The following is a 24,893-nucleotide window of genomic DNA, read 5'->3' as shown; positions in this document are numbered from 1 at the left end:
GAGATGGGAAAATGAGTAAATTGTTATCATCTTTTGACAGCGCTATTGAACATATCGAGAATGGAGCTACCATTATCGTTGGCGGGTTCGGATTAAGCGGAATTCCAGAAAAACTAATCATTGCTTTGCGTAACAAAGGTGTAAAGGATTTGACGGTCGTCAGCAACAATTGCGGGGTCGATGATTGGGGTCTGGGACTTTTGCTTGAAAATAAACAAATCAAAAAAATGATAGCCTCCTATGTCGGGGAAAATAAATTGTTCGAGCAGCAATTTTTAAGCGGCGAGCTGGAGGTCGAGCTAGTTCCCCAAGGAACGCTTGCTGAGCGATTAAGAGCGGGCGGAGCGGGCATTCCTGCCTTTTATACAGCCACGGGAGTGGGAACGGAAGTCGCCAAAGGGAAGGAACATAAAGAGTTCGATGGCCGCACATACATCATGGAAAAAGGGATCGTCGGGGATTTTGCCTTTGTCAAAGCTTGGAAAGCGGATCATTTCGGTAACCTCGTATATCGAAAAACAGCCAGGAATTTCAATCCTGTCGTTGCCACAGCGGGGAAAGTCACGTTGGTCGAAGTGGAGGAGCTTGTGAACACAGGGGAGCTTGATCCGGATGAAATTCATACTTCAGGAGTTTATGTACAAAAAGTGCTTGTAGGAAATGACTATGTAAAACGTATTGAAAAACTTACAACTGCTAACGCATAAAAAGGAGGAGTATTCAAATGACAAGACAACTGATTTTAGAACGGGCCGTTAAGGAAATCCAAGATGGGATGTGTGTGAATTTAGGGATCGGGATGCCGACCTTGATTGCCAATATGATCCCAAATGACTTCAATGTCATGCTTCAATCGGAAAATGGCTTACTCGGAATCGGACCTTACCCACAAAAGAACGAAGTCGATCCGGATTTGATCAATGCAGGGAAAGAAACGGTAACGGCCAAAGCGGGGGCATCCTTTTTTGATAGCGCTGAATCGTTCGCGATGATCCGCGGCGGCCATATCGATCTAGCCATTTTAGGCGGGATGGAAGTTTCGGAGACTGGGGACTTGGCCAACTGGATGATTCCTGGCAAGATGGTCAAAGGAATGGGGGGCGCAATGGACCTCGTCCAAGGCGCAAAACGCATCGTTGTCATCATGGACCATGTGAACAAGCATGGTGAATCCAAAGTGAAAAAGAGCTGTACATTGCCATTGACAGGAGAAAAGGTCGTCCACTGCCTGATTACCGAATTGGCTGTTTTCCATTTTTCCGAAGCGGGAATGGAATTGATTGAATTGCAAAATGGCATAACACTTGATGAAGTGAAAAGCAAAACAGAGGCTGACTTCACCATAAGTCCCTCTATTGAAATCAGGGCATAAGATTAATAAGAACTATTAGACTATTTCCATTCGCAACCAGGCGAATGGAAGTGGTCTATTTTTTGTTGCACCTCTTTTGTTTCATGATTCCTCATGCTACTTTTCCGTTAAAAAGGCTTATATAAAGGGTGATGGAAACGTAAAAGGGAGGGATGGCATTGAACGTGGAATTACGAACATTATTGGATCGATCAGTGAAGAAGATGGGTATAGGGATGGATGCAGTAGTGAAGGCATCAGCATTGGAGATGATCGAACGGGCTTATACAGAAGGGATCGCTGTACAAATAAGCGCAGGTTACCGCTCTTTGGAAGAGCAAGCCGCGCTTTATGGTCAAGGACGAATCTACAGGTACAATGGAAAAAATTATAGTGATCCGGCTAAGCCTGTTGTGACGAACGCTAAGCCAGGCCAATCTTATCATAATTTTGGACTGGCCATCGATTTCTTCCTTGTGAGTGATGATGGCAGGAAAGCGATCTGGACGGTGGATTCAAGGTGGCAGCGTGTGGCTGCGATAGGTAAAAAGTTAGGATTCGAATGGGGCGGAGATTGGCGTACATTCAAGGACTATCCCCACTTGCAAATGACGGGTGGCTTAACCCACATACAATTACAAGCAGGGAAGAAACCGCATCTTACCAACCTATTCAAAACAACAAAGGGCAGTAAAGGAGATAGCCAAATCATTTCCATTCAGGAAACAGTAAATAGCCGCTATAAAACGAATCTGGCGGTCGATGGTTTTTTCGGCCCCAAAACTCGATCAGCTCTTTTAAAAGGAGTACAAACGGAGCTTAATAAGCAATATAATCATAGACTTGCGGTCGATGGAAAATGGGGGCCAAAAACCAAGGCTGCGATGGTCACATTGAGTATAGGAGCTACGGGCCCTATCACATGGATACTGCAAGCAGCACTCTATATGAAAGGATTCGATCCCGGGCCACTTGACGCACGATTCGGCAGCAAAACCGAGGCGGCATTATCCAAATTTCAAAAAGCAAGCAGCATTTCTGGGGATAGCCAAGCCAACAAAGAAACATGGAATAAATTGCTTGCTTGATAGAGTATGATCTTGGCGGATAGGATGGTAAACCCATCCTGCCCGCCTGAAGGCTAATTCGTCCCAGCCCAAGAATAATTCGTCCTATTCGGGAATCATTCGACTTTCCCGGGAAATAAATTCACCTAAACCTAACAGAATTCGACTTTTCCCACTTGAAAAACAGCCGCTATTGTTTCATTCAAGCTCCAAGCACCAATCATGGCATTGCATGAAGCTCCCTGGCGGATATTCGAATTCACATTCGGAGATGAGGTTGAAGTCAAGCTTGCGGCAAAGGGCATTGGATGCGGCGTTATGGACGGATGGAAATGCATGAATGGAGCTGTATTTGCGTTCGTCCTTGATTTTGGCGATGACAGCTCTGACGGCTTGTGATGCAATGCCTTTCCCCTGAAAAGAGTGGAGGACACTCCAGCCGATTTCATACACATTTTCATCGTTCCAGACCGTTTGCCAGTAGCCTACGGAGCCAACAGCTTCTTCCTTTGGCAGGATGATGCTGAACATGCATCCCCTGTTTCCGATTTCAAGGTATCGTTTGTGGCGTTTTTGGATTTGTTCTGCACTCTCCGGACCACCAAGATGCTCCATCATTTTCGGTTCATTGAGTTGAAAAAGTAAATCAAGATCCTTCTCTTCCCAAGGTTTAATTTCTAATTTGGTTTCATTCCTTTTTAAAATACCATTCACCCCCTTTTATTTATAGGTTTCCCTGTAAAAAGGGAAACTCCTTTCTTCTCTTCAGAAGCTTTATCATTTCTATGATTCTATTTACCATTAAATGATATAATTTACAGGTAATTCTATCAAGTGACAGAGAACGGAGATGAAGAAATGAAATCTTCAGTCAATCAGTTTTCCACGCAATTTGAATGGATATTGAATGTGATAAATGTGGGTGTCCATATCGTGAATAAAGATGGGGATACGGTTTTTTATAATGAAATGATGGCACATATCGATGGGCTGGCTCGTGAACAGGTGCTCGGGGAGAATATCTTTCAGCTTTACCCGTCCTTGACCGATGAGTCGAGTACGCTGCAGGCGGCGTTGGACAAGGGCATCGAAACGAATGAGTCGATTCAAACGTATGTGAATGTAAAGGAGAAAAAGATAACGTCGATCAATAGCACGTATCCGCTATATGAGGATGGCGAGATCATCGGGGCAGTGGAGATCGCCAAAGACATTACCAAGGTCATGAACATGTATGATCAAATCGTCGATTTACGCTCCCAGCTTGCCGAGACCTATAAGAAAAATAAGTACTTCGAAGGGACGGCGACTTATCATTTCAGTGATTTGATCGGGAGCAGTCCCGTTTTTCAAGAAGCGATATCATTGGCCAAAAAATCGGCCCGCAGCCATTCCCCGGTCATGATTTATGGACCGACGGGAACGGGGAAGGAATTGGTAGCGCAAAGTATCCATAATGTAAGTGCCCATCGCCATCAGCCATTCATTGCACAAAACTGTGCGGCCGTCCCAAAGGAATTAATGGAAGGTCTGTTGTTTGGCACGACGAAAGGGGCTTTCACGGGAGCAGTGGATCGACTCGGGATTTTTGAACAGGCCAATGGCGGTACGCTGTTTCTTGATGAATTGAATAGCCTCGATCCTGGATTGCAGGCGAAATTGCTGCGGGTGCTGCAGGAGGGTGAGGTGCGCCGCGTCGGAGGAGCGCAGGAGCAAAAAATTAATGTGAAGATCATTGCGGCGATGAACATTTCTCCAGAAGAGGCGCTAGAGCGGGGAATCATTCGCTCCGATTTGTTTTTTCGCCTGAATGTCGTGACGATCGCCATGCCTTCTCTTAAGGAGCGTAAAACAGATATAGCGGAAATCGCCCATCACTTTATTCAGAAGTTCAACAAATCATTTTTTTCGGACGTGCGCGGGATCAGTCAGAAGGCGATGAATCGGCTTCTTCAGTATCCGTGGCCCGGAAACATTCGTGAACTGGGCCATGCCATCGAATTGGCCTTTAACGTCATGGATACTGGAGAGGATAGGATTGATGAGCATCACCTTCCGGCCTATCTTTTTCCTTCAGGCAAATACACTCCCCCCAATGCACAGAGCCTGCCGCCCACATTAAAGGACAAGGTGGATTTACCTGCCGTCCTTGAAGAACTGGAAAAGGAAATGATCATCAATATGTTCCGGAAATACAACGGGAATATCAGCAAAACGGCTGAGTCCCTCAATATTACCAGACAAGGATTACAATATAAGTTAAACAAGTACAAGATTGAAAAGGTGTATACGGCGGAATGGAAGGAATCAAGAGGATAGAAATGAAGGTAAAGTATTTTGTATGAGATGCAAAGAATTTGGCTGCAAAATATTGGGCGTTTAGAAAAGAATTTTGCGGCCCGCCCGCCCGCATTCCCCTCTTATTCTGATGTTTTCCTTCTCAAAAGAGTTGGCATCATTCTTGCGAGAGTATATCGATAAGTTCTTAGAATAAGGGGAGGGGATTTTTAACATGAACATGATGGGAATGGAAATAAAACATAAAGAGTACCTTGGCGGGCGCAGGCATTATCATGATATCGAGCTTTGGAAGGACGTCAAGGAGGAGCAGTGGAACGATTGGATCTGGCAATTGACCAATACGATCAAAACCTTGGATGATTTGAAAAAGGTCGTCAATCTGACTCCGGAGGAAGAGGAAGGAGTCCGGATCTCGACGCAAACGATTCCTTTGAATATAACGCCTTATTATGCTTCTTTGATGAATCCTGATGATCCTCGCTGTCCAATTCGTTTACAGTCGGTACCGCTCTCGGCAGAAATGAACAAGACGAGATATGATTTAGAGGATCCGCTCCATGAGGATGAGGATTCACCAGTTCCAGGCTTGACGCATCGGTATCCGGACAGGGTGCTGTTCCTCGTTACGAACCAGTGCTCGATGTACTGCCGATATTGCACGCGCCGCCGTTTTTCAGGCCAGGTGGGAATGGGCGTTCCAAAGAAGCAATTGGATGGAGCGATCGACTATATAAGAAATACACCGGAAGTGAGGGACGTGCTGATTTCCGGAGGGGACGGATTGCTGATCAATGATAAGATCCTCGAATATGTATTGAGCAACTTACGCGCCATCCCGCATGTGGAGATCATTCGGATCGGTACACGGGCCCCGGTCGTTTTTCCGCAGCGGATTACGGAAAATTTATGCAATATTCTGAAGAAGTACCATCCGATTTGGTTAAACACCCATTTCAATCATTCGCTTGAACTGACCGATGAAGCGAAAAAGGCTTGCGATATGCTCTCCATGGCAGGCGTCCCGCTCGGTAATCAGGCGGTCATCCTCGCTGGCATCAACGATAGTGTCCATATCATGAAAAAGCTGATGCATGACTGTGTCATGGCCAGGGTAAGGCCTTACTACATTTATCAATGCGATCTATCCGAAGGGATTGGCCATTTCCGGGCCCCGGTTTCAAAAGGATTGGAAATCATTGAGGCGCTGCGTGGCCATACATCGGGATATGCGGTGCCGACCTTTGTGGTGGATGCGCCTGGCGGCGGAGGAAAGATAGCCCTGACTCCGAATTACCTGCTATCCCAAAGCCCGGATAAGGTCGTATTGCGGAACTTCGAAGGTGTCATCACGAGCTATCCGGAGCCGAAGAATTATGTTTCCGGCAGTGCCGACGCGTACTTTGATGAAGTGTATGGCACCGAAGACCGAAAAGCAGCCGTGGGGATATCCGCGCTCATGACGGACGAAAAATTCAATTTGGTGCCAGAGGGCTTGCGCCGTCTTGATAAGAGAAAGGCCTATGAAAATGCGGCAGAACATGCCTCATTGAAGGACCGTCGCGATAAACGGGATGAAATGAAGGAGAAATTGAGGAAAGCGCAAGAAAAAAAGAATGCCCTGGCCCAAAGTGAACCAGTGGAGCCGGAAGGCAAGGAGGGATGAAGATGGACTGCTTGTGGTGCAATGCCCCTAACGTTGAAGAAAGTGAAAAGAAGGACTGTTTCTGGATCATGCCCGATGGGAAGCGATCGATAAAGCTCCTGCAGGTTCCTGCCATAAACTGCCCGGAATGTGGGATATATGTGTCCGATCATAGGAATCAGAAGGTGGATGAGGCCTTATCCATACATGATCTGAGTCAATATCCTGACGAGTTCGCCTATGATCAGCTTCTTGCGGCGCCAGTCAAGCAACTATTCAATTGGAAATGAAATCGCGGGAGAAGCGGATGATAGCCATCCCTTCTCCCGCAATCATATCAACCTTTCGCTTTTTAGGTAAATGGATCATGAATAATCGGCTAATTTCTGCAGTATGATGGTTTATGTATGATATTACTGAAGATGAAAGGAAACGGGATGATGCAAACGAAAGAAGCATATCGCGGTACAGGAATTGGAGTCATTTTCATGGCGTTCTTCGGTACGCTGTGGGCAGGTATCGGTGTAATGGGATTGCAAGAATGGGGCTTTCCGTACGTGGAACTCGCCGCCATACTGGTTGGATTCCTCCTGCTTATCGGAGGCATTTCACTGTTACATGCGGCACAAGAAATGCCGCATCAAATTACAGGGAAGCTGAAGCGAATCCGATTCTGGTTCAATATCGTCTTCATCGCCGAAGGTTTGCTGATCGGGGCAGCCATAGCCATCTGTAACGCGACCCATCAAACCGATCTTATACCTGGCGTCATCGCTATTATCGTGGGCCTGCATTTCTTACCCCTGGCATCGCTTTTTCAAATCAAGCTCTACTATTTGACCGGAACGCTGCTTTGCTCGTTGGCACTTATCACGTTACTGGCCGCTCCAAGCGCCTTCATGCTTGGAGGTCATGAAATTACTGCAAAATTATCACTGCTCGGCTTTGGCTGCGCCCTGATCTTGTGGTCCACTGGACTTACCTTAATGCTCCGTGTGAAGAATGCAACGGGATCGGTTGGTCACACCGAAGACCATCCAAGCTGAATAACTTTCTCAAGAATGTTTCCAAGCAACTCCTTCACTCAGGGAAAGCGTGTACCATTTTGAAAGAAGTATATATCATTCACCACTTTATAGAGTTCGCCGTTCTTTGTGAAAAGGGCACTTCCATCTGGAATGGCATATATTTTTCGTTCAGTTGAAAGGGGAAGCAATTCTCCATCTATCTTAGCTTCGTAATGGACTTCAACGCTGAACTCAACTAATGCCAAGCCTTTGATCATTATCGTTTCTGGATAGTCTGTATCTTTCGTCATTATGCAATCCGTGCAGAAGGCTAACGAACCCGCACTATATCCAATCAATAAGCCATTAAAGTTTTTCAAGATCGGTGTAAGGCCTTTATTTTCCATGACAGTGATCAATCGTTCTGGCCTGCCGCCAATAAAATAAAGAGCATCATATTCGTTTAGGGCTTGTTGCATCTCTTGCTCCGAAAGGTTTTCTCTCAATAAGTCAACACTAGCATGTTCCATGATGGAAAAGGCTTTCTTGACGGTTGCCAGCCAGCCTTCGTACCGGGAAACATCGGTTGCAAACGGGATTATTAAAATTTTGGCATGGGGCTTCATCATGTTTGAAAGTTCCAGGTACACTTCAGCTAATTCGGAATTCGCGTGATTGCCGCCGCCAATGAAACAAATGTCCATCTATGGATCGCCTCCCAGTCGTTAGAGCAAATTAATTCCTCATCCATGTTAACAGCCTGATGATTTGAAAGGGTTCATTCCAAACCAGGATGAAGCTTAAAAGAAAGAACGCGGCGACAGCCAAAAATTTCGTCTTTCCTTTTTCCTTTTTGAATATGGCCGCGAAACTTAATAGCATGCCGAGTAATAATGCCCCGAATCCGAAGACCATTAAAAAATCGAAGGCTTTATTGCTGACAAAAGAAAAGCCAAATGCTGCGGCACCCATCACGGCGAATCCGATCGACCAGCTGCTTAAATTTTTCATGGGACCCTCCTTTTTTTACTAATTATACCAATTGGTAGAGTGCTAGGATAGGGATTATTCATTTGGTAAAAGTATTATTTTTTGGAATAAAATGTTGTAACTTTCAGAGATTGGTTGTAATATGTATAACAATATAAAAATCGATTTGCAATAGCATAAGCCATGATGAGGACAACAATCATTTTTACGGTCTTAAGAGAGGGAAGGATAGCTGCGAACTTCCTGGCTTAGGAAAATGATTTACCGCCTTTGAGCTTTTATTGGTGAACGAGAGTAACCGATATCGTCTAAGCTACGTTACAAGCTCCAGAGCCATAAGTGATGATACTTATGGGAAATTGGGTGGAATCACGGGTAACGCACTCGTCCCTTGCTTAGGGATGAGTGCGTTTTTTTGTTTATAAAACCATTGCGATGAAAAGGACAATAATCATTTTTACGGTTTTCAGAGAGGGAAGGGCAGCTGCGAACTTCCTGGCTTAGGAAAATGATTTACCGCCTTTGAGCTATATCAGTGAACTTTTAGTAGCTGATATCGTCTAAGCTGCGTTACAAGCTCCAGAGCCATAAGTGTTTTCTTGCTTATGGGAAATTGGGTGGAACCACGAGTAAACGCACTCGTCCCTTGCTTAGGGATGAGTGCGTTTTTTTTATTATTCTAAAGGGGTGTTCATGTAATGGATGAAAAAATGATCAAAATCCGATTCCCGGATGGGAAGCAGAAGGAATATCCGATGGGTGCGACAGTGGGAAGCGTGGCAGGCTCCATCAGCTCAAGCTTAAGGAAAAAGGCAGTTGCAGGAAAGCTCGATAAGCAACTGGTCGATCTACATTTCCAATTGAATGAAGATGCTGAACTCTCGATTTTAACACTTGATTCGGAGGAAGGACTGCACGTGTTGCGGCACACTTCGGCACATATTTTGGCCCAAGCGGTGAAGAGACTTCATGGCACGGCGAAACTGGGCTTGGGTAAGGTCATCGAGGATGGGTTTTACTATGATTTTAAGCTCGATCATCCTTTGAGCGCAGAGAGTCTGCAAGCCATTGAAAAAGAGATGGAAAAAATCATAAACGAAAATCTGGAAATAAAAAGGGGGGAGGTTTCTTATGAAGAAGCGGTGAAGCTATTCGAAAGTCAAGGAGAGTCATTCAAGCTGGATATTGCGAGGAACATCCCGAACGGTGAAAAACTAACGATTTATCAACAAGGGGAGTTTATAGACCTTTGCCGCGGACCGCATCTTCCCTCGACATCTTTGGTAAAAGCATTCAAGTTGACACGTGTTTCAGGTGCCTATTGGCGGGGAGACAAACGAAATGAAGTTCTTCAACGGGTATATGGGGTCGCCTTCGGAAGGAAAAAAGATTTACAAGATCACTTGGATTTTATGGAAGAAGCAGCCAAGCACGATCACCGGAAATTAGGGAAGCAGCTCGAACTATTCATGTTTTCCGAGGAAGCCCCTGGAATGCCGTTTTATTTACCGAAAGGACAAATCATCAGGAATGAGTTGGAGAAGTTCTCGCGTGAGCTCCAGGGCGATGCTGATTATGACGAGGTTCGCACGCCGTTCATGATGAATCAGCGGTTATGGGAAAGATCGGGCCACTGGGATCACTATCATGAAAATATGTACTTTACTGAGGTCGATGAGACAAAATTCGCGATGAAGCCGATGAATTGCCCGGGTCATATGCTTATCTTCAAAAATAACCGCTATTCCTACAGGGACTTACCCATCAGGATGGCCGAGTTCGGTCAAGTCCATCGCCATGAATATAGTGGAGCATTGAACGGAATGCTTCGGGTCCGGACATTTTGCCAGGATGATGCTCACCTATTCGTCCGGCAGGATCAAATCGAGGGGGAGATCAAGCAGGTGTTTCAACTGATTGACGAAGTGTATCGTACATTTGGATTCGAATATTCCGTGGAGCTCTCGACTCGACCAGAGGATTCATTGGGAGATGACTCCCTTTGGGATGCCTCTGAAGCAGCCTTGAAAAATGTGCTTGCCGATATCGGCATACCTTATCAATTAAATGAAGGCGACGGAGCATTTTACGGGCCGAAAATTGATTTTCATATTAAGGATGCATTAAAACGGAGCCATCAATGTGCAACCATTCAACTTGATTTTCAAATGCCGGAAAAATTCGATTTGACTTACATCGATGAAGAAAATGAAAAAGTCCGCCCGGTCGTCATCCATCGTGCGATTTATGGCTCGATTGATCGTTTTTTTGGTATCCTGATTGAGCATTTTGCCGGGGCTTTCCCGGTATGGCTTGCCCCAGTACAGGTTCAACTCATCCCTGTCTCGCATGTTCATATTCCATTTTGCCATAAACTCCAAAAACAGCTGAAAAGACTCGGCATAAGAGTGACAACAGACGAACGCAACGAAAAGCTGGGATATAAAATCAGGGAAGCCCAGATGGGGAAAATTCCATATATGCTTGTCCTTGGCGATAAAGAAGAGCAGGAAAATCAAGTCAACGTCCGGAAATACGGCGAGAAAAATTATGAATCAAGTTCAATAGATGCATTCATCAACAAACTGCTCCAACAAATAAAAGTACGCAGCAACTAGGAGTGAACTCTCACGTAAATCACGAATAGACGGCGAAATTCCAGGAGAAACACGAATTCGCGAGTAAAAGCATCATACCTTCGAGAAAAGTTCCCATTTCCGTCAAAGCGCCCCCCTGTTGATAGCAAAAGCCTCTGCTCGGGGGCTTTTGCTATCAACAGGGGGTGTTTCGTTTATGTAAATAGTACTTTTGCGGCCTGAATGGCAAAGTATATGCCGATTCCGATTAGGGATAGCCCGGAGATGACGGATATGCCAACAAGGATGGGTTTGGATAAAAAACGTCTGAAGCTGCTGGAGATGATGGCCATTGTAGTATCCCAGGCTAAGAGGCCGAGAAGGATGCCTGAGCTATATAGAAGTATGTGATGAAAGTCGTATTTAGTCGTGGTGTTTGCCAGGATCGAGCCGTAAATACCGAGCCAGAACAAAATGGATAAAGGGTTCGAGAGGGCCATGATGAATCCTGATGCAAAAGAAGAAAAGTGGGATTCTTTCACATTCCGTGCATTCACTTCTATTTTACCTGCACTAAAAAGGCTTTCAATACCGGTATAAGTCAGGACAAAAAAGCCAAAAAGCCATAAAAATGTTTGCATGAAGGAGTTTTCCAGAAAGCGGCTGACCCCGTAATAGACAAGGACCAAATAGACAGCATCCGCTAAAATGGCACCCCAGCCGAAAATCCAGGCGTGCCAAAACCCTTTCTTGATTCCTTTGTCCAATTGCCCGGCGTTAATGGGGCCGATTGGTGCCGCTAAGGATAGACCCAGCAATACATAGCTAAAAAAAATGGCCAATACAACATCACCTCATCATGAAATACATCTGCTTAATTGAATGTATTCACGAAAATGGACTTGTACCACTTTTTTTGACTTGGAAAACGAACCATTCATTATCCAAGGGAGCCGCTGAATAAATCTTTGCGCCCTACAACATATTAATTAAAGACATCAAAATTCAATGAAGGACGATTGAGTCATCAATTTTTTTTGCCTTTGTATGCTGAAAGTCGTGTTTATAATGGATGAGGAGTGTAGGTATGGAAGGTCATGAGAAAAATAATGTCAGCATATGGTGCTTGATCAGTATGGCGTCAATCCCATTAGTTATGACACTTGGAAATTCAATGCTTATCCCGGTATTGCCCATTTTTGAGAAAAAGGTGGGGATATCTTCATTTCAATCAAGCATGGTCATTACAAGTTATTCGGTAGCTTCCATTTTTTTAATCCCTATCGCAGGTTATTTATCCGATCGTTTCGGACGGAAAATGGTCATCCTGCCGAGCCTGGTTCTTGCTTTGATTGGCGGTTTGGTTGCAGGATATGCATCGTGGAAGATCGATGATCCATATACTTGGATCATCATTGGGAGAGTGCTGCAAGGGATCGGTGCTTCTGGAGCCTCGCCAATCATCCTGCCTTTAGTCGGGGACTTATACAAGGATGATGATGAAAAAACGAGTTCGTGCTTGGGCATCATCGAAACATCGAATACATTTGGAAAAGTGCTGAGCCCGATATTAGGTTCCCTTTTTGCCGCATTTATATGGTTTTTACCCTTTTTCTCGATTTCCTTCTTCAGCTTGATCTCAATCGTCTTAGTCTTTTTCTTCATTAAGGTACCAAAAGAAAAGGACGAACCGAAGAAATTAAAGGAATTTTGGCATGATACGAAACAAATCTTCAAGAAGGAAGGCAAATGGCTGTATACCGTATTCCTGATTGGTGTATTTGTTATGTTGGTTTTGTTCGGGGTCCTTTTCTTTTTGTCGGAAAACCTGGAGAAAATACATCATCTGCATGGAGTCAAGAAAGGCTTCGTCATCGCGATTCCGCTGTTTTTTCTTTGTGTTTCTTCCTATATTGCAGGAAAAAAAATCAAAGGTGAATTGCCGATCATGAAAAAGATCATCATGATCAGTTTGGCAACGCTGTCGATCAGCCTGGTCTTTGTCGGATTCACTAAGGATAAGGTATTCCTGCTCCTGCTCGTTACGAGTCTGGTGGGCATCGCAATTGGTGCTTTACTGCCGACGCTCGATGCCATCATCACCCAAAATATCGAAAAGGAACAGAGGGGGACGATAACCTCTTTTTATATGTCCTCAAGGTTCATCGGGGTCGCAGCGGGCCCACCGGTCATGTCACTTGTGATGAAGAACTATCTAAACATGAGTTATATCATCTCTGGAATCATGGGCATTTGCATCGTATTGATCGTGCTGAAATGCATTAGTTCGGATAAAAAAGAAGCGGCCCAGTAAAAAGGCGGATTCCGCTTTATCAATAGTATGAAGGATGGAAGGGGGGAGCGTCATGGTAAAAGCCAATTGTACTCCAGCTAAAGGGAAGAAAAACATGGAGGCATCTAATTCAGGCGGGCAAACTGGCGATATGAAATGGTGGCAGCTGTCATTGGTCGGTGTAGGATGCACGATCGGTACTGGCTATTTTCTTGGATCGACGATCGGGATTATCACAACGGGTCCATCGATAGTGTTTTCCTTTATATTGGCTGCCCTTGGTACGTATATCGTGTATAACCTGCTTGCCAAAATGACGGCAGAAGACCCTCAAGAGGGCTCCTTTTGTTATTATGCCAATAAAGCATTCGGCCGTTGGGCTGGCTTTAGCTGCGGCTGGAATTATTGGTCCTCGAATATTTTGATCATGGGCAGCCAGTTGACCGCGTTGTCGCTTTTATCGCAATTTTGGTTCCCGAGTGTACCGCTATGGTTATTTTCCGCCGGGTTTGCTTTTGTTTCAATCGTTGTGGTATTGATGGGAACAAAAGGATTCGATAGGATTGAAAACCTCCTTGCGATCATAAAAACGGCTGCAATCGTCATGTTCATCATCCTTGCAGCATGTGCCGTGCTCGGTTGGTTCGGTCTCGATGGAGAGAAGCCGCCGTCATTTCCCAATACGTATAATGAATTATTCCCAAAAGGGCTGAAAGGATTTTGGACATCGCTCATTTATGCCTTTTATGCATTTGGCGGCATTGAAGTGATCGGATTGATGGCGATGCAGCTTAAAAAGAAAGAAGAGGCACCCAAGGCAGGGACGATCATGCTGTTGGGACTGACGATCATCTATGTAGTCTCATTGGGACTGGCTGTCACGATGGTTTCGCTAGGGGCGTTCAGTGAGAAGGAGAGTCCTTTTGTAACCGCGTTGGATAGTTATCATCTGGCTTTTTTTCCTCATGTTTTTAACGGGGCCATCATCGTGGCTGGATTTTCGACGATGACGGCTTCATTATTCGGTGTGACCAATCTATTGGTAACGATTGCCGATGATGGGAATGCCCCTTCGTTATTCATGCAAAAGATTAAAAAACTCAAGGATCTGCCATTGCCGTCACTATGTCTTGGGGTGCTGGGGCTTTTAGGCTCGATCATCACTGCCCTGCTCCTGCCAGGCAAGATTTATGAATACATCACGACAGCTGCCGGTATTTTACTATTATATAACTGGTCCTTCATCATCCTTTCTTCTTTCAAGATCTTGGAAAGCAAAGCGTGGAGCAAGGCCACAGGCGTTTTTGGCATGCTGTTGATTTTTGCTGCGGTCAGTGGGACCTTGCTCGAAAAGGAGATCCGTCCCGGATTTTTCATAAGCCTGTTGTTCGTGGTGATAATCGGACTTGCGGCCATTTTCATGAAGTTCAAGGTTTGGAACAAGAACAAGGCGATGGCGGCGAAAATGAGGAAATCGGAACTCGATTGACTTACGGAACCCCGGCTGCAAAAGTAGTCGGGGTTTATTCTTTCAACCGAAACCTTTTGGCGGAAGGATCGTAAGTATAGGGGTGCTAAAAAAAGTATCAAGAGAGATGAGGATAGCGGTTGAAAAAAATAGGCATTATTTTACTTACCATGCTGGTGGTGGGACTGATGGGGTGTGCACCAGCGAGTCGGGATGAGACGGACGAGCATCCTGAAAAAGAAACATTGGAAGGCGACAAGGTTGAACCGGTGAAAGAAACGGCTAAATCTACTTATTCGGTCGAAGGCTATATAGCTGAGGTGAATTCGAATCTGGAATTGCAATCCGAAGCCTTGATCAACAATCTTCAGAAATTGCATACGTACACCTTTTATTCACAGGTGGAATTATTGGATTTCGTATCCTTTCCAGAATCCTCGGAGCTGTCGATTACCATGTTCTCGATGGATCGACAGGCGAATGAAGTGTTTTACGACGGGAAAGATCCTGCCATATTTGGGGGGAGTGTGAGCATCATCGAAGGTGTGAACTATGGGGAACGCTTTGGCGGCCAATCAGAAGAGTTCTGGGAATTTTACGAAGCCAAAAGTGAAGAAATCGAGGAAGAAGAGAAGCGGGCATTTGCAAATTGGTTCGCAGAATGCTGGGAAAAAGCAAACGGGAAATCGGTGCCGCTGCCCGCTTACTTCTCCATCCAAGATGATACGGAATCCTTCGATTTAAAGAAAAATGATTGGATCATGGATGAAGAGAAATGGTCTTATTAAAACCTGGAAAAGGCAGCCAAATGGCTGCCTTCTTTTTTTTCATTGAACCAGACAAGCGTTAATGCTTTCCTCAAAGTCCTTCATGTATGTTTGAACTTGCTCCGAATATTGATTCTTTAGGGTGAGCAGCAGGCTTTCTATCAAAAATCTTCGTGGAGTGTCGGACTGCATCAGCTCATCCTGGATAAAGTCGACCAGCTCAATGGCCCTTGTCCGATTTTCACCGCAGGGAAAAGCTGTATTGATCGCCTTTTTTAATTCCAAGGTTGCCTTCAATAAATCATTATGGCAAGGGTAAAGATTGTTTTCAAACTTCGGGAACCACGTATCCATTAAGTCGGGATCAAGAATTTGTTCCTTGCTTTTTGCCGCCTCATCGACTGTTTGGATGATTCGGTTCATGCAGTAGCGGATAATTTGTATCTCCGGCTTCGGGACTTCATTCGCCTTATGATTGAAGTAATTCATATGGGTCATCATCGAGTGGAAAATGATGACGCAATCCAGAAGATAGTTTTTTTTGCTTTCCCCGAATATATCGAGGAAACGGCCATGCATCCAGCGTATGCTCAGCAAAAGGATTTGATTGATGAATTGCTTTAATTCTTCATCGTTGGAAACGCGGACTTCTTCGATCAGGATCAGCAATTTGCTTTGCTTGTTGCCCATCATTTGCAGTTCGAGCTGCTGAATGAAAATTTCAATATCGGCTGAATCTTGGCCATCCAGCAGTTTTTCCCGATCATGGCGGATCCTTTTGTAGAAGGATCGGAAAATGGCGATAAATAATTCACCCTTCGAAGGGAAATAATTATAAAATGTACCTTTTGAAATGCCGCTGCCGTCTAAAATATCTTGGATGGACGTGGCTTGGTAGCCCTTTTCAATAAATAGCTTATGAGCCGTATCGATGACATTCTGCCTTCGATTCTTCATCGTATCACCTTAATTTCTTTATACTGCTTGTATAAATGTAATCGTACTCTATTTTTAATCACAGCACAAACCCTTATTTAAACCATGAAATTTTTATTGCAAAAAATAGACCAGAGGTATATTATTGATTTTATGAGATTGGGGTGTACCCGTCGTATAATTAAATGAACCAATTGTTTGAATGGAGGAATAGATAAAAAGTGAGTACTGCACAAACAAAAGAACAAAAGGGCTCTTATGGCATTTTGATCATCCTGATGATCGGTGCGTTCATATCGATATTAAATTCGACCCTTTTAAATATTGCACTGCCATCAATTAAAACGGACTTGGGAATTGAGACATCAACAGTCCAATGGCTGACAACGGGCTATATGCTCGTCAATGGAATCATGATTCCCACAACAGCCTTCTTAATAAGGAAATATTCGGTACGTAATCTCTTCCTGACAGCCATGCTGCTATTCTCCATCGGTACGATCGTTGCCGGTGTAGCGGAAGTATTCCCATTATTATTGGGGGCTCGTATGGTTCAGGCTGCGGGTTCGGCAATCATGATGCCGCTATTGATGAACGTGCTGTTAACTTCTTTCCCTGTCGAAAAACGGGGATCGGCCATGGGATTATTCGGTTTAGTCATGATGTTTGCCCCTGCAATCGGGCCGACGCTTTCAGGCTGGATCATTGAACATTATGATTGGAGAATGCTGTTCCATTTCATTACTCCGCTTGCGTTACTCGTGCTCATTTTTGGTTTCTTTAAACTAAAAGACCATAAGGATAAAGTCGATATTCACATTGATAAAATATCGGTCATCCTTTCAAGCTTGGGCTTCGGCGGCTTGCTGTACGGATTCAGTTCCGCAGGCAGCAAGGGCTGGGATAGCCCATGGGTATATGGGACACTTTTAGTCGGTGCCGTTTCCCTGGTTCTTTTCATTACACGCCAGCTGAAAATGGAAACGCCGATGCTTGAATTCAGGATCTTCAAGCACCCAATGTTCGCGCTATCCGCAACGATTTCAATCGTGCTGAACATGGCAATGTTTTCTGGGATGATCTTAATCCCGATGTATACACAAACAGTGCGTGGCATTTCACCATTTGATTCAGGATTATTGATGCTGCCAGGTGCCTTATTAATGGCCTTGATGTCACCGGTTACCGGTAAGCTTTTCGATAAGTTCGGTGCCCGCATCCTTGCTTCAATCGGCTTGCTCATCACTGTAGCAACTACGTATTACTTAAGTAAATTATCAATGGAAACATCTTATACAGAAATTGTCATTCTGTTTTCCGTTCGTTCATTCGGGATGTCAATGTCCATGATGCCGATCATGACAAATGGATTGAACTCGCTGCCAGCCCGTATGAACCCGCACGGTACAGCCATGAACAATACACTGAACCAAATCTCCGGTGCCATCGGTACAGCATTGCTTGTTACGGTCATGTCTAACCGTGCAGCTTCAACCGGTGAGGAACTAATGACGAAAGCAATGAGCCAATTAACAAGCCAGCCCTCCGCTGAGGTTATGGCACAAATGAAAGCCCAAATCGGGATGCAGGCCATGCTGGATGGAATTAACTTCTCCTTCCTTGTTTCTACCTTCATTGCGGGCGTGGCGCTGATTTTAACCATATTCATCAAGCGTGCCTGGCCGGCTGAAGAAAAGCCAGCCGAGAAAAAAGAACAAACCGCTTAATGTGAAAAAGCCCCCATATGATCTGCTTCGGCAGCCATATGGGGGCTTTTTCCATGCCATTTCAAAAAAGTTCCGGGCCATCATCCCCAGCCATTTTTCTGTCCGGAATCGAACTGTTGTTTAATGGCAAGGTGAAGGCTTTCAGATAACTCTTTGACTTGTAACACCCGGTTCACTTTATCACGATTGAAACGGTCATGGAATTTGACGTCATTGACCAAAGCAACCGAAACCCGCTGCGGATGGGGCTCGATCAATTCCATCGCGTCATGCGGCGAGATCATCCCTTCCTTCAGCACCCTTAACAGGAATCCTGTGTAGCCCGTATTTCTAACTTGGACGATCAAGCTGGGCACCTCATATTTGGCCGCAAGTTTATAGCAGGGATTACGCGGCTCGGATATTTGGACAAGGGCTTCGCCAATTGAAAAAATATCACCGATATGGGCTATATCTTCCGTCAGGCCGCTGACCGTGAGATTTTCGCCAAAAAGGGCGGTATCGACCATATTATGAAAAACAGGCCTCCAATGTTCATAATGGTCTAACGGGTATACACATAAGGCCTTATTTTCCCCGCCGTGATGTTCATAGGCTTGTTCATCTCCAGCCAAACCCACCTTGCTTAAGAATACTGGACCATTCACTGGCTCCTTTTTAATTGCGGATCGATACACCTTTTTTCCGAATTGGTAGGTTTCCGTTTTCCCCATATTCAAGGATTTCACTTCATATCGCTGTACAAGCATCTCCACTCGCCCTCCATCTGCGCTTGTTTTATGACCATTATACAAAAAGGCGAAGAGCCGTGCCATTTTGTTGGGAATGACACGGCTCCTTCTTAGATCATGAGGTCACATCGTCGTGAGCCACTTTAGCATGCTGGATATGACTGGTTATCCAGCCGATGACCGCTGCAATAACGAGGTAAGCAAGCAAGATCACTATTTGTGTTTGCAGGTTTTCCCAGCCGCCTAATGAAATGACTTCTTGAAGCTCCTGCAGGGAGTGGGCCATAGGTAAAAATTGACCGATTTGCGTCAATAATGACATGCCCAACTCGCCTGGGAATGTTCCGCCGCAGGTAGCCAATTGGAAAACAAGAAGGGTGACGGCTGCGAATTTCCCGACCACGCCGAATACGGTGACCAGCATGAGAATGAACGTCATGAAGGTAAAGGAAACGATGATGCTTGATAGGATGAATACAGGGACACTTGCGACATGCAAGTGGAAGCCAAGTAGGACGACTGCATCCACCAGCAGTGCCTGGATCAAGCCGATTACATAGACAAGCCCCAGCTTATTTGTAAAATGGACCGTTCCGGTCACCTTGAGATTCTGTCTGCGGCCGAGCGGCAAGATATTTGAAGCCATGATGCCTCCTACATAAAAGGCTAAAGACAGGAAATACGGTGCAATTCCCGTTCCATAATTAGGAACCTCGGAAAGATTGGATTGGACCAATTCAACAGGTTCAGAGAACATCGTCGTGGTCGAATCATCATACTGCAAACTGGCCGTTTTGTCGGCGGCATCATTTAGCTTCGTCGATAACTGCTTCGATCCGGTTTCCAATGAAGCCAGTCCGTCTTGAAGATCCATCGTGCCGCGTGCGAGCCTGTTGCTTCCGCTTGCAAGTGAATCGATTCCGCCCTGTAAACTGGTGAAGCCGTTTGACCATTGCGAGAACCCACTGGCAAAATCAACAGACCCGTCATGTAATTGCTTAGCCCCAGATTGGACTAGTGTCATTTTATCGCCGAAGGTTTTCATCCCGGCCTGAATCGCATCTTGCCCATCAGCCACTTTGGCAGCGCCCTCGCCCAGCTGCTTTTGTCCGGACTGTAACGTGGCGGCTGCTTTGGATAATCCATCCGATAGGGCAAGAATCTGCTTGAAGTCTTGCTCCTTTATTGCATCAGGGTGACTCTTGCCATACTCAGCCAATTGTTTTTTTAGCGTATTCGCCGTTTCGGCTGCCTGGTCCTGGCCTTGGCTTAATTTTTCATTACCGGCTGACCAGTTCTTCACCCCTCGGTTAAGATCCTTCATCCCATTTTCCAATGATTGATGTCCAGTCGAAAGCTGCTTCATCCCGGAATACAAGCTCTGGGAACCGTCCGAGATCCCGTCGGCCCCGTTAGCCAAGGCATCTTGCCCATCCACAAGCTTGTTGCTTCCCGATTGCAGCTTCTCGGCACCACTATTCAAAGCTTGAATGCCGTCCGATAAATTCTCACTGCCGCTTTTCGCAGCCACCGTTCCTTGATGAAGCTTTTCCGCCCCAACCCCGGCGTCGGCCAAGCCTTTTGAAACATCCTGGAACTTCGAGAGGATGCCTTCCGAATAGACTTTTGTTATGCTTGCATTGATTTTTGTCGTCATCTTTTCAACCGCTGTTGTGCTGATCTGTGAGGCAACGAAGTTCTTGCCAGGATTGACCGTATATAAAAGCTTGGCCGTTTCCGGTTTTTCATCCATTAATGTCGTGACGTTCTTGGAAAAATCCTTCGGAATCGTCACGACCATATAATAGGTACCTTTTTTAAGGCCGGTATCAGCCGCCTTTTGCGAGATGAAGTGGAAGTCCAATTCTTTTTGCTTTTTCAATTCCTTGACGAAGTCTTCACCCGCTTCGACCGGCTTATCATCCATCATCGCGCCTTTGTCATGATTGACGACAGCTACTGGGAGCTGATCTAACTGTCCATAAGGATTCCAATAGCCTGCCAGGAAGAAACCTGAGTATATCAAAGGAACGACCAAAAGGAAGATCAACGCGATTCTCCCGTGTTTGTGCATCCACATTGCTTTAATATCATGTAATACAAGTTGTATACCTTTCATTATCGAACCTGCCCTTTCCAACTAAATGAGATTATTTCATCATAAGGGCTTTTTTTAATGCTGTATAATACATAATTCATTATGTAATAATAGATTTAAATCTATATGAAAAGAGTGGGGAAAGTGGAATTATTGCAGCTTCAGTATTTTCAAACCGTAGCGCGCCTGGAACATATGACGAAGGCCGCCGAAAAGCTTCAAATAGCCCAGCCCTCCCTTAGTAAAACGATATCTCGCCTCGAGGAGGATTTGGGAGTATCACTATTCGATAGGGAACACCGGAAAATCAGGCTCAATGCAGCCGGGAGAAAATTCTTGAACAGGGTTGACCGGGCTTTTGCCGAACTGAATGAAGGCAGGCGTGAAATCGAGGAATTAACCGATCAAGGCCAAAAGAACATCACGCTGGCCGTCACCATTCCCAGGGTCCTGCCTGATTTATTGGGCACTTTTCTAACCAAATATCCGGATGTCCGCTTTCAGCAATTCCTGAAATCGATAACATCCATGAAGCAGCTGCTCATGGAAGGAGAAATCGATTATTGCATTTCGTCCGTCCCGATTGAAGGAGCAGATATTAGGTGGGAGCCCTTGATCACTGAAGAAATATACTTGATCGTGCCACCGGATCACCGATTGGCAGGCAGGGAAAGTATTGAACTGCATGAAGTGAAGCATGAACCGTTCATCAGCATGAACACAGGCTTCGGATTTCGCAGCCTAACCGACCAATTTTGCCTGGAGGCCGGTTTTGTCCAGCACATCGCGTTTGAAGGCGATGAACCGGCTGTCATCTCCGATCTGGTCAAAAAAGGACTGGGCGTCGCCTTTGTATCCGAACTCACCTGGCTGCACCAAACGGGATCCTCTTCACATAAAATCCGGATAACCGAGCCGATGTGCCAAAGGACGATCGGTCTATGCTGGTCGGAAAAACGCTATTTCACCCCAACAGCCCAGCAATTCCGCCTATTTGTCATCGACTACTTCTTAGCGGTCAACAGCCTTAGGCTGAAGAAGAAGGACGAATAAAAGGGTGAGGCGGCCGAAAAAAAGGGCGTGAGGGCCGAAAAAAAGGGTGTGCAGGACGAATTAAAGGGAGACGGCCGAATTGGATGGCATGAAGGCCGAAGGAGGGGGAAGACGATTGCAGAAGATAGAAAATAGTGAATTTGGAAAGCTGCTGCCTTACCTATATAAAAGGAAGGAGCCATGCCCGACATTTGCTTTCTCGGTCCTGGAACGGTTCATTCCTGGATTTGTTTATGCCGATGATTCCGATTCGCCCAGAACGATTTTTGTGGGAACGGATTCGGGTTTGTATTTTGTTGGCGGTGCGGATTCAAACGATGAGTTTCATAAGCACTTTTTGAAGTTTTGCAGCAGCGAGATGAAAGAAGGAAGGCAGTTCACGCTTTTTTCAGGGAATGGTGGTTGGGACAGGCGTATCTTGGATTGCTTCAAGAAAGAACTGAAACAAAGCAGCCGATATTCCTTTACCTTTCATCCCGAAGAGTACGATGTCGAAGAGATTCATCTGCAGGAATCATTCACTGTACACAGGCTTGATGCAGCAACGATAAGGAGCAGCCATGAGTTCAACCTTGAATACTATGAGCGTTTTTGGGGTTCGGCTGAACATTTTCTGGAAAAGGGATTTGGCTATTCCGTGATGAAGGGGGATGCGGCACTGGCAGGTGAGTGCACGTCGATTTTCAGGGGAAAGGTTTATGCTGAAATCGATATTTATACCAATGACGAATATAGGGGAATGGGTGTAGCCAAGAAGGCGGGCCAAGCCTTTATTGATCATTGCTTAAAAAATGGGATGATACCACGCTGGGATTGCAAAGTTGAAAATCTTGCATCCATGAAGTTGGCAGAGCGTTTGGGGTTCCATGAGCCTAGCAGCTATTCCATTTTTGTGAAAAATCAGCAACAATTATAAAAGGGAATGGATGGCGCCCATAGGCCTATGACAGCTAACTGGTAAAATATGTTAAACTGGAGGGGGGAGTGGATTTCATGCTGATTTTAGTGCCGTTGCTGATCGCTTTCATACCGGGAATGGTTGTTTTGACGCTCACTTGGTGGCTTCGTAAAAGAGGTTTTTCGCCCTTCATAATAAAGCTGCCAGGGACCGTATCAATGATGGCTGCCTTCATTTTATTTTATATCGGATATGTCCAAATTAGGGGATTTGAGGGGGCAGCATACGGGATTCTATCCTTTTTCCTCATTTTATTTGCTTTTCTATCGTTCATGATCGGAAAAAAGGTTCGTGTCTAGTATTGGAAGGAACAAGAGGGGTGCCCGGTGCATGCCTCTTATTCCTGTCCGCCCTCTTTAAATGTATTGCTTATTTTATAGACAGCATCAACTGGTTTGTTCGTGATGATCTCAAGCAATTGTTCAGCCATATAATCCGCACTATATTCAAAGCCAGTGTGGACCCATTCGATGATCATGCCCAAAATGGCATAGGCTTGGTAGCTGGAGGCAAGTTCTTTATTAATTTTAGGGTTCGGCCGATAATCCTCCAGGTCCTCCAATGGAAGCTTCTTTAATTCCTCACAAATTCGATCATGTAAAGTCGGCAATGCGTTCGACTTTAGGACGAGTGTATAAATGTCGGCAAAGGTAGCGACATGTTCGAATATTTTGATCACTGAAGCCGTGAGCTCATTGATCGTGAACACATCGACATGTTTATAAGGCTCGCGGTAAGAGATGATCAAATCGGCGATGACGTCCTCCATCACTTCTTCAAGCAGCTCCTCTTTGTATTGATAATGTTTATAGAAGGTGCCGCGGTTCAGGTCGGCGAGCTCCACGATGTCTGTAATCGATATTTCCCTGAAATCCTTCCTCTGCATCAACGATATGAGGGAAGCCTTTAAAGTCTTTTTGGTTTTCCGGATTCTTCTATCAATCCCCATGTTTTGATTAGTCATTTTCTACACCCCTTGTTCCGTTAATGATCAAAATCATCCTGACTGTTCATTGTTCAACATCTTGAGCTGCATTTGCTGATTGAATAACGTTATGGAAACTAATTATACTATAAAGGAAGGTAGTTAATGAACATCTGTATACTAAGTTACATTTTTATAACATCATTCATTGGGGGAGATTAGATGAAATTACAGGACAAGGTTGCCGTTGTCACAGGTGCGGCTTCAGGTATGGGTAAACAAATCGCAAAGCTTTATGCAAGAGAAGGTGCCAAAGTCGTCGTTTCGGATGTGAACCTAGATGGCGCGAATGAAACGGTCGAAGAAATTAAAGCGGCTGGCGGGGCGGCACTTGCGATTAAAACGAACGTGGCATTGGAAGAGGATATTCAGCATTTGATCGATACGACGGTGGGTACGTTCGGTACGGTCGATATCCTCGTCAATAACGCCGGCATCATGGATGGCATGGAACCGGCAGGTGATATTGAAGATGCTAAATGGGAGCGGATTTTTGCCATCAATACGACGAGCGTCATGCGCTCGACTAGAAAGGTGCTGCCGATCTTTTTGGAAAAACAAACAGGCGTCATCATCAATATCGCTTCCGCCGGCGGTCTACATGGCGCTCGTGCAGGGGGAGCATACACGGCATCGAAGCACGCAGTGGTGGGCTTCACGAAAAACACGGGCTTCATGTACGCGGACAAGAACATACGCTGCAATGCGATAGCACCGGGTGGAGTTGAAACCAATATCGGCTCAAGCATGACGAATATCAATGGATTCGGTGCATCGCGTCAGCAATTGGGAATGGCCATCAATCCCCGCAATGGAAAACCTGAGGAAATCGCGAAAATCGCTTTGTTCCTGGCTTCTGAGGATTCAAGTTTCGTCAATGGCACCGTCATTACAGCGGATGCAGGGTGGAGCGCCTATTAAACGAGTGATCAATTATAAAGAC

24 protein-coding genes and 2 other annotated features are annotated in these 24,893 nt (G+C 45.3%); of the genes, 16 read left to right on the top strand and 8 right to left on the bottom strand.

From position 1 onward, the window contains the following. Nucleotides 1-11: 11 nt before the first annotated feature. The 3 genes from MHI53_RS19080 (at nt 12) to MHI53_RS19070 (ending at nt 2,439) form a co-directional block, all read left to right on the top strand. Nucleotides 12-707: a CoA transferase subunit A gene (locus tag MHI53_RS19080; RefSeq protein ID WP_061140697.1), complete on the top strand. Its 696-nt coding sequence runs from the start codon at nt 12-14 to the stop codon at nt 705-707. 17 nt (nt 708-724) lie between these two features. After that, nucleotides 725-1,372, top strand: a complete 648-nt coding sequence (locus tag MHI53_RS19075; RefSeq protein ID WP_340371969.1) for a 3-oxoacid CoA-transferase subunit B — start codon at nt 725-727, stop codon at nt 1,370-1,372. Between the two features lie 164 nt (nt 1,373-1,536). Next, nucleotides 1,537-2,439: a peptidoglycan-binding protein gene (locus MHI53_RS19070; RefSeq protein WP_260320116.1), complete on the top strand. Its 903-nt coding sequence runs from the start codon at nt 1,537-1,539 to the stop codon at nt 2,437-2,439. 177 nt (nt 2,440-2,616) lie between these two features. On the opposite strand, the gene MHI53_RS19065 is transcribed toward MHI53_RS19070, so the two are convergent. Further along, nucleotides 2,617-3,123 carry a GNAT family N-acetyltransferase gene (locus MHI53_RS19065; protein ID WP_340373706.1) on the bottom strand — a complete coding sequence of 169 codons (507 nt, stop codon included), beginning with the start codon at nt 3,121-3,123 and terminating at the stop codon, nt 2,617-2,619. Between the two features lie 129 nt (nt 3,124-3,252). Here MHI53_RS19065 and MHI53_RS19060 point away from each other — a divergent pair, with 129 nt between their 5' ends. The 4 genes from MHI53_RS19060 (at nt 3,253) to MHI53_RS19045 (ending at nt 7,407) form a co-directional block, all read left to right on the top strand. Further along, nucleotides 3,253-4,737, top strand: a complete 1,485-nt coding sequence (locus tag MHI53_RS19060; protein WP_340371968.1) for a sigma 54-interacting transcriptional regulator — start codon at nt 3,253-3,255, stop codon at nt 4,735-4,737. A gap of 208 nt (nt 4,738-4,945) precedes the next feature. Beyond that, the gene (gene ablA, locus MHI53_RS19055; protein ID WP_340373705.1) at nt 4,946-6,382 is read left to right on the top strand and encodes a lysine 2,3-aminomutase; all 1,437 of its coding nucleotides are present in this window, start codon (nt 4,946-4,948) and stop codon (nt 6,380-6,382) included. 2 nt (nt 6,383-6,384) lie between these two features. After that, entirely contained in the window at nt 6,385-6,651 is a 267-nt protein-coding gene (locus tag MHI53_RS19050) for a YokU family protein (RefSeq protein ID WP_061140694.1), read from the top strand. 117 nt (nt 6,652-6,768) lie between these two features. After that, nucleotides 6,769-7,407 carry a hypothetical protein gene (locus MHI53_RS19045; protein ID WP_340371967.1) on the top strand — a complete coding sequence of 213 codons (639 nt, stop codon included), beginning with the start codon at nt 6,769-6,771 and terminating at the stop codon, nt 7,405-7,407. 38 nt (nt 7,408-7,445) lie between these two features. Here the strand turns inward: MHI53_RS19045 and MHI53_RS19040 are convergent, their stop codons facing one another. Beyond that, a complete protein-coding gene (locus MHI53_RS19040) occupies nt 7,446-8,072 on the bottom strand; it encodes a Type 1 glutamine amidotransferase-like domain-containing protein (RefSeq protein WP_061140693.1) in 627 nt (208 codons plus the stop codon). A gap of 31 nt (nt 8,073-8,103) precedes the next feature. Beyond that, entirely contained in the window at nt 8,104-8,379 is a 276-nt protein-coding gene (locus MHI53_RS19035) for a hypothetical protein (RefSeq protein ID WP_340371966.1), read from the bottom strand. Between the two features lie 153 nt (nt 8,380-8,532). Next, nucleotides 8,533-8,753: a binding site (T-box leader), on the top strand. A gap of 31 nt (nt 8,754-8,784) precedes the next feature. Further along, nucleotides 8,785-9,008, top strand: a binding site (T-box leader). Nucleotides 9,009-9,056: 48 nt separating this feature from the next. On the opposite strand from MHI53_RS19035, the gene thrS reads away from it, so the two are divergent. Continuing rightward, entirely contained in the window at nt 9,057-10,976 is a 1,920-nt protein-coding gene (thrS, locus tag MHI53_RS19030; protein WP_340371965.1) for a threonine--tRNA ligase, read from the top strand. Nucleotides 10,977-11,149: 173 nt separating this feature from the next. Here the strand turns inward: thrS and MHI53_RS19025 are convergent, their stop codons facing one another. Continuing rightward, entirely contained in the window at nt 11,150-11,776 is a 627-nt protein-coding gene (locus MHI53_RS19025; RefSeq protein ID WP_340371964.1) for a LysE family transporter, read from the bottom strand. 245 nt (nt 11,777-12,021) lie between these two features. On the opposite strand from MHI53_RS19025, the gene MHI53_RS19020 reads away from it, so the two are divergent. From MHI53_RS19020 to MHI53_RS19010, 3 genes are all read left to right on the top strand, one after another. After that, nucleotides 12,022-13,248, top strand: a complete 1,227-nt coding sequence (locus MHI53_RS19020) for an MFS transporter (protein ID WP_061140689.1) — start codon at nt 12,022-12,024, stop codon at nt 13,246-13,248. A 94-nt stretch (nt 13,249-13,342) separates the two neighbouring features. Beyond that, nucleotides 13,343-14,716, top strand: a complete 1,374-nt coding sequence (locus MHI53_RS19015) for an amino acid permease (RefSeq protein WP_340373704.1) — start codon at nt 13,343-13,345, stop codon at nt 14,714-14,716. A 119-nt stretch (nt 14,717-14,835) separates the two neighbouring features. Continuing rightward, nucleotides 14,836-15,483 carry a hypothetical protein gene (locus MHI53_RS19010; protein WP_340371963.1) on the top strand — a complete coding sequence of 216 codons (648 nt, stop codon included), beginning with the start codon at nt 14,836-14,838 and terminating at the stop codon, nt 15,481-15,483. 39 nt (nt 15,484-15,522) lie between these two features. On the opposite strand, the gene MHI53_RS19005 is transcribed toward MHI53_RS19010, so the two are convergent. Further along, a complete protein-coding gene (locus MHI53_RS19005; protein ID WP_061141869.1) occupies nt 15,523-16,419 on the bottom strand; it encodes a TetR/AcrR family transcriptional regulator in 897 nt (298 codons plus the stop codon). A 200-nt stretch (nt 16,420-16,619) separates the two neighbouring features. Here MHI53_RS19005 and MHI53_RS19000 point away from each other — a divergent pair, with 200 nt between their 5' ends. Continuing rightward, nucleotides 16,620-18,125 carry a DHA2 family efflux MFS transporter permease subunit gene (locus MHI53_RS19000; protein ID WP_340371962.1) on the top strand — a complete coding sequence of 502 codons (1,506 nt, stop codon included), beginning with the start codon at nt 16,620-16,622 and terminating at the stop codon, nt 18,123-18,125. Nucleotides 18,126-18,205: 80 nt separating this feature from the next. Here MHI53_RS19000 and MHI53_RS18995 read toward each other — a convergent pair whose 3' ends face one another. Then, nucleotides 18,206-18,874 (bottom strand): MOSC domain-containing protein, encoded by a 669-nt coding sequence (locus MHI53_RS18995; protein WP_340371961.1) that lies wholly within the window; start codon nt 18,872-18,874, stop codon nt 18,206-18,208. Nucleotides 18,875-18,971: 97 nt separating this feature from the next. Further along, nucleotides 18,972-20,975 (bottom strand): YhgE/Pip domain-containing protein, encoded by a 2,004-nt coding sequence (locus MHI53_RS18990; RefSeq protein ID WP_340371960.1) that lies wholly within the window; start codon nt 20,973-20,975, stop codon nt 18,972-18,974. A gap of 123 nt (nt 20,976-21,098) precedes the next feature. On the opposite strand from MHI53_RS18990, the gene MHI53_RS18985 reads away from it, so the two are divergent. From MHI53_RS18985 to MHI53_RS18975, 3 genes are all read left to right on the top strand, one after another. After that, a complete protein-coding gene (locus MHI53_RS18985) occupies nt 21,099-22,007 on the top strand; it encodes a LysR family transcriptional regulator (protein ID WP_340371959.1) in 909 nt (302 codons plus the stop codon). A 115-nt stretch (nt 22,008-22,122) separates the two neighbouring features. Then, nucleotides 22,123-22,923, top strand: coding sequence for a GNAT family N-acetyltransferase (locus tag MHI53_RS18980; protein WP_340371958.1), 801 nt, complete (start codon nt 22,123-22,125; stop codon nt 22,921-22,923). A 77-nt stretch (nt 22,924-23,000) separates the two neighbouring features. Beyond that, a complete protein-coding gene (locus MHI53_RS18975; RefSeq protein ID WP_061141875.1) occupies nt 23,001-23,264 on the top strand; it encodes a YesK family protein in 264 nt (87 codons plus the stop codon). 38 nt (nt 23,265-23,302) lie between these two features. Here the strand turns inward: MHI53_RS18975 and MHI53_RS18970 are convergent, their stop codons facing one another. After that, complete coding sequence (locus MHI53_RS18970) at nt 23,303-23,929, bottom strand: TetR/AcrR family transcriptional regulator (RefSeq protein WP_340371957.1); 627 nt, start codon at nt 23,927-23,929, stop codon at nt 23,303-23,305. A 183-nt stretch (nt 23,930-24,112) separates the two neighbouring features. Here MHI53_RS18970 and MHI53_RS18965 point away from each other — a divergent pair, with 183 nt between their 5' ends. Next, complete coding sequence (locus tag MHI53_RS18965; protein WP_340371956.1) at nt 24,113-24,871, top strand: SDR family oxidoreductase; 759 nt, start codon at nt 24,113-24,115, stop codon at nt 24,869-24,871. Nucleotides 24,872-24,893: the final 22 nt, after the last annotated feature.

This window comes from Peribacillus sp. FSL E2-0218, from assembly GCF_037992945.1.
Taxonomy (GTDB): Bacteria; Bacillota; Bacilli; order Bacillales; family DSM-1321; genus Peribacillus; species Peribacillus simplex_B.
This window is presented reverse-complemented; position numbering and strand designations above follow the sequence as displayed.

Bases quoted from the DNA above. Each gene is read 5' to 3' on its own strand.
- MHI53_RS19080 (WP_061140697.1), top strand. From the start codon at position 12: ATGAGTAAATTGTTATCATCTTTTGACAGCGCTATTGAACATATCGAG.
- MHI53_RS19075 (WP_340371969.1), top strand. From the start codon at position 725: ATGACAAGACAACTGATTTTAGAACGGGCCGTTAAGGAAATCCAAGAT.
- ablA (WP_340373705.1), top strand. From the start codon at position 4,946: ATGGAAATAAAACATAAAGAGTACCTTGGCGGGCGCAGGCATTATCAT.
- MHI53_RS19050 (WP_061140694.1), top strand. From the start codon at position 6,385: ATGGACTGCTTGTGGTGCAATGCCCCTAACGTTGAAGAAAGTGAAAAG.
- MHI53_RS19045 (WP_340371967.1), top strand. From the start codon at position 6,769: ATGATATTACTGAAGATGAAAGGAAACGGGATGATGCAAACGAAAGAA.
- MHI53_RS19040 (WP_061140693.1), bottom strand. From the start codon at position 8,072: ATGGACATTTGTTTCATTGGCGGCGGCAATCACGCGAATTCCGAATTA.
- MHI53_RS19035 (WP_340371966.1), bottom strand. From the start codon at position 8,379: ATGAAAAATTTAAGCAGCTGGTCGATCGGATTCGCCGTGATGGGTGCC.
- thrS (WP_340371965.1), top strand. From the start codon at position 9,057: ATGGATGAAAAAATGATCAAAATCCGATTCCCGGATGGGAAGCAGAAG.
- MHI53_RS19020 (WP_061140689.1), top strand. From the start codon at position 12,022: ATGGAAGGTCATGAGAAAAATAATGTCAGCATATGGTGCTTGATCAGT.
- MHI53_RS19015 (WP_340373704.1), top strand. From the start codon at position 13,343: ATGGAGGCATCTAATTCAGGCGGGCAAACTGGCGATATGAAATGGTGG.
- MHI53_RS19005 (WP_061141869.1), bottom strand. From the start codon at position 16,419: ATGAAGAATCGAAGGCAGAATGTCATCGATACGGCTCATAAGCTATTT.
- MHI53_RS18995 (WP_340371961.1), bottom strand. From the start codon at position 18,874: ATGCTTGTACAGCGATATGAAGTGAAATCCTTGAATATGGGGAAAACG.
- MHI53_RS18990 (WP_340371960.1), bottom strand. From the start codon at position 20,975: ATGAAAGGTATACAACTTGTATTACATGATATTAAAGCAATGTGGATG.
- MHI53_RS18975 (WP_061141875.1), top strand. From the start codon at position 23,001: ATGCTGATTTTAGTGCCGTTGCTGATCGCTTTCATACCGGGAATGGTT.
- MHI53_RS18970 (WP_340371957.1), bottom strand. From the start codon at position 23,929: ATGACTAATCAAAACATGGGGATTGATAGAAGAATCCGGAAAACCAAA.
- MHI53_RS18965 (WP_340371956.1), top strand. From the start codon at position 24,113: ATGAAATTACAGGACAAGGTTGCCGTTGTCACAGGTGCGGCTTCAGGT.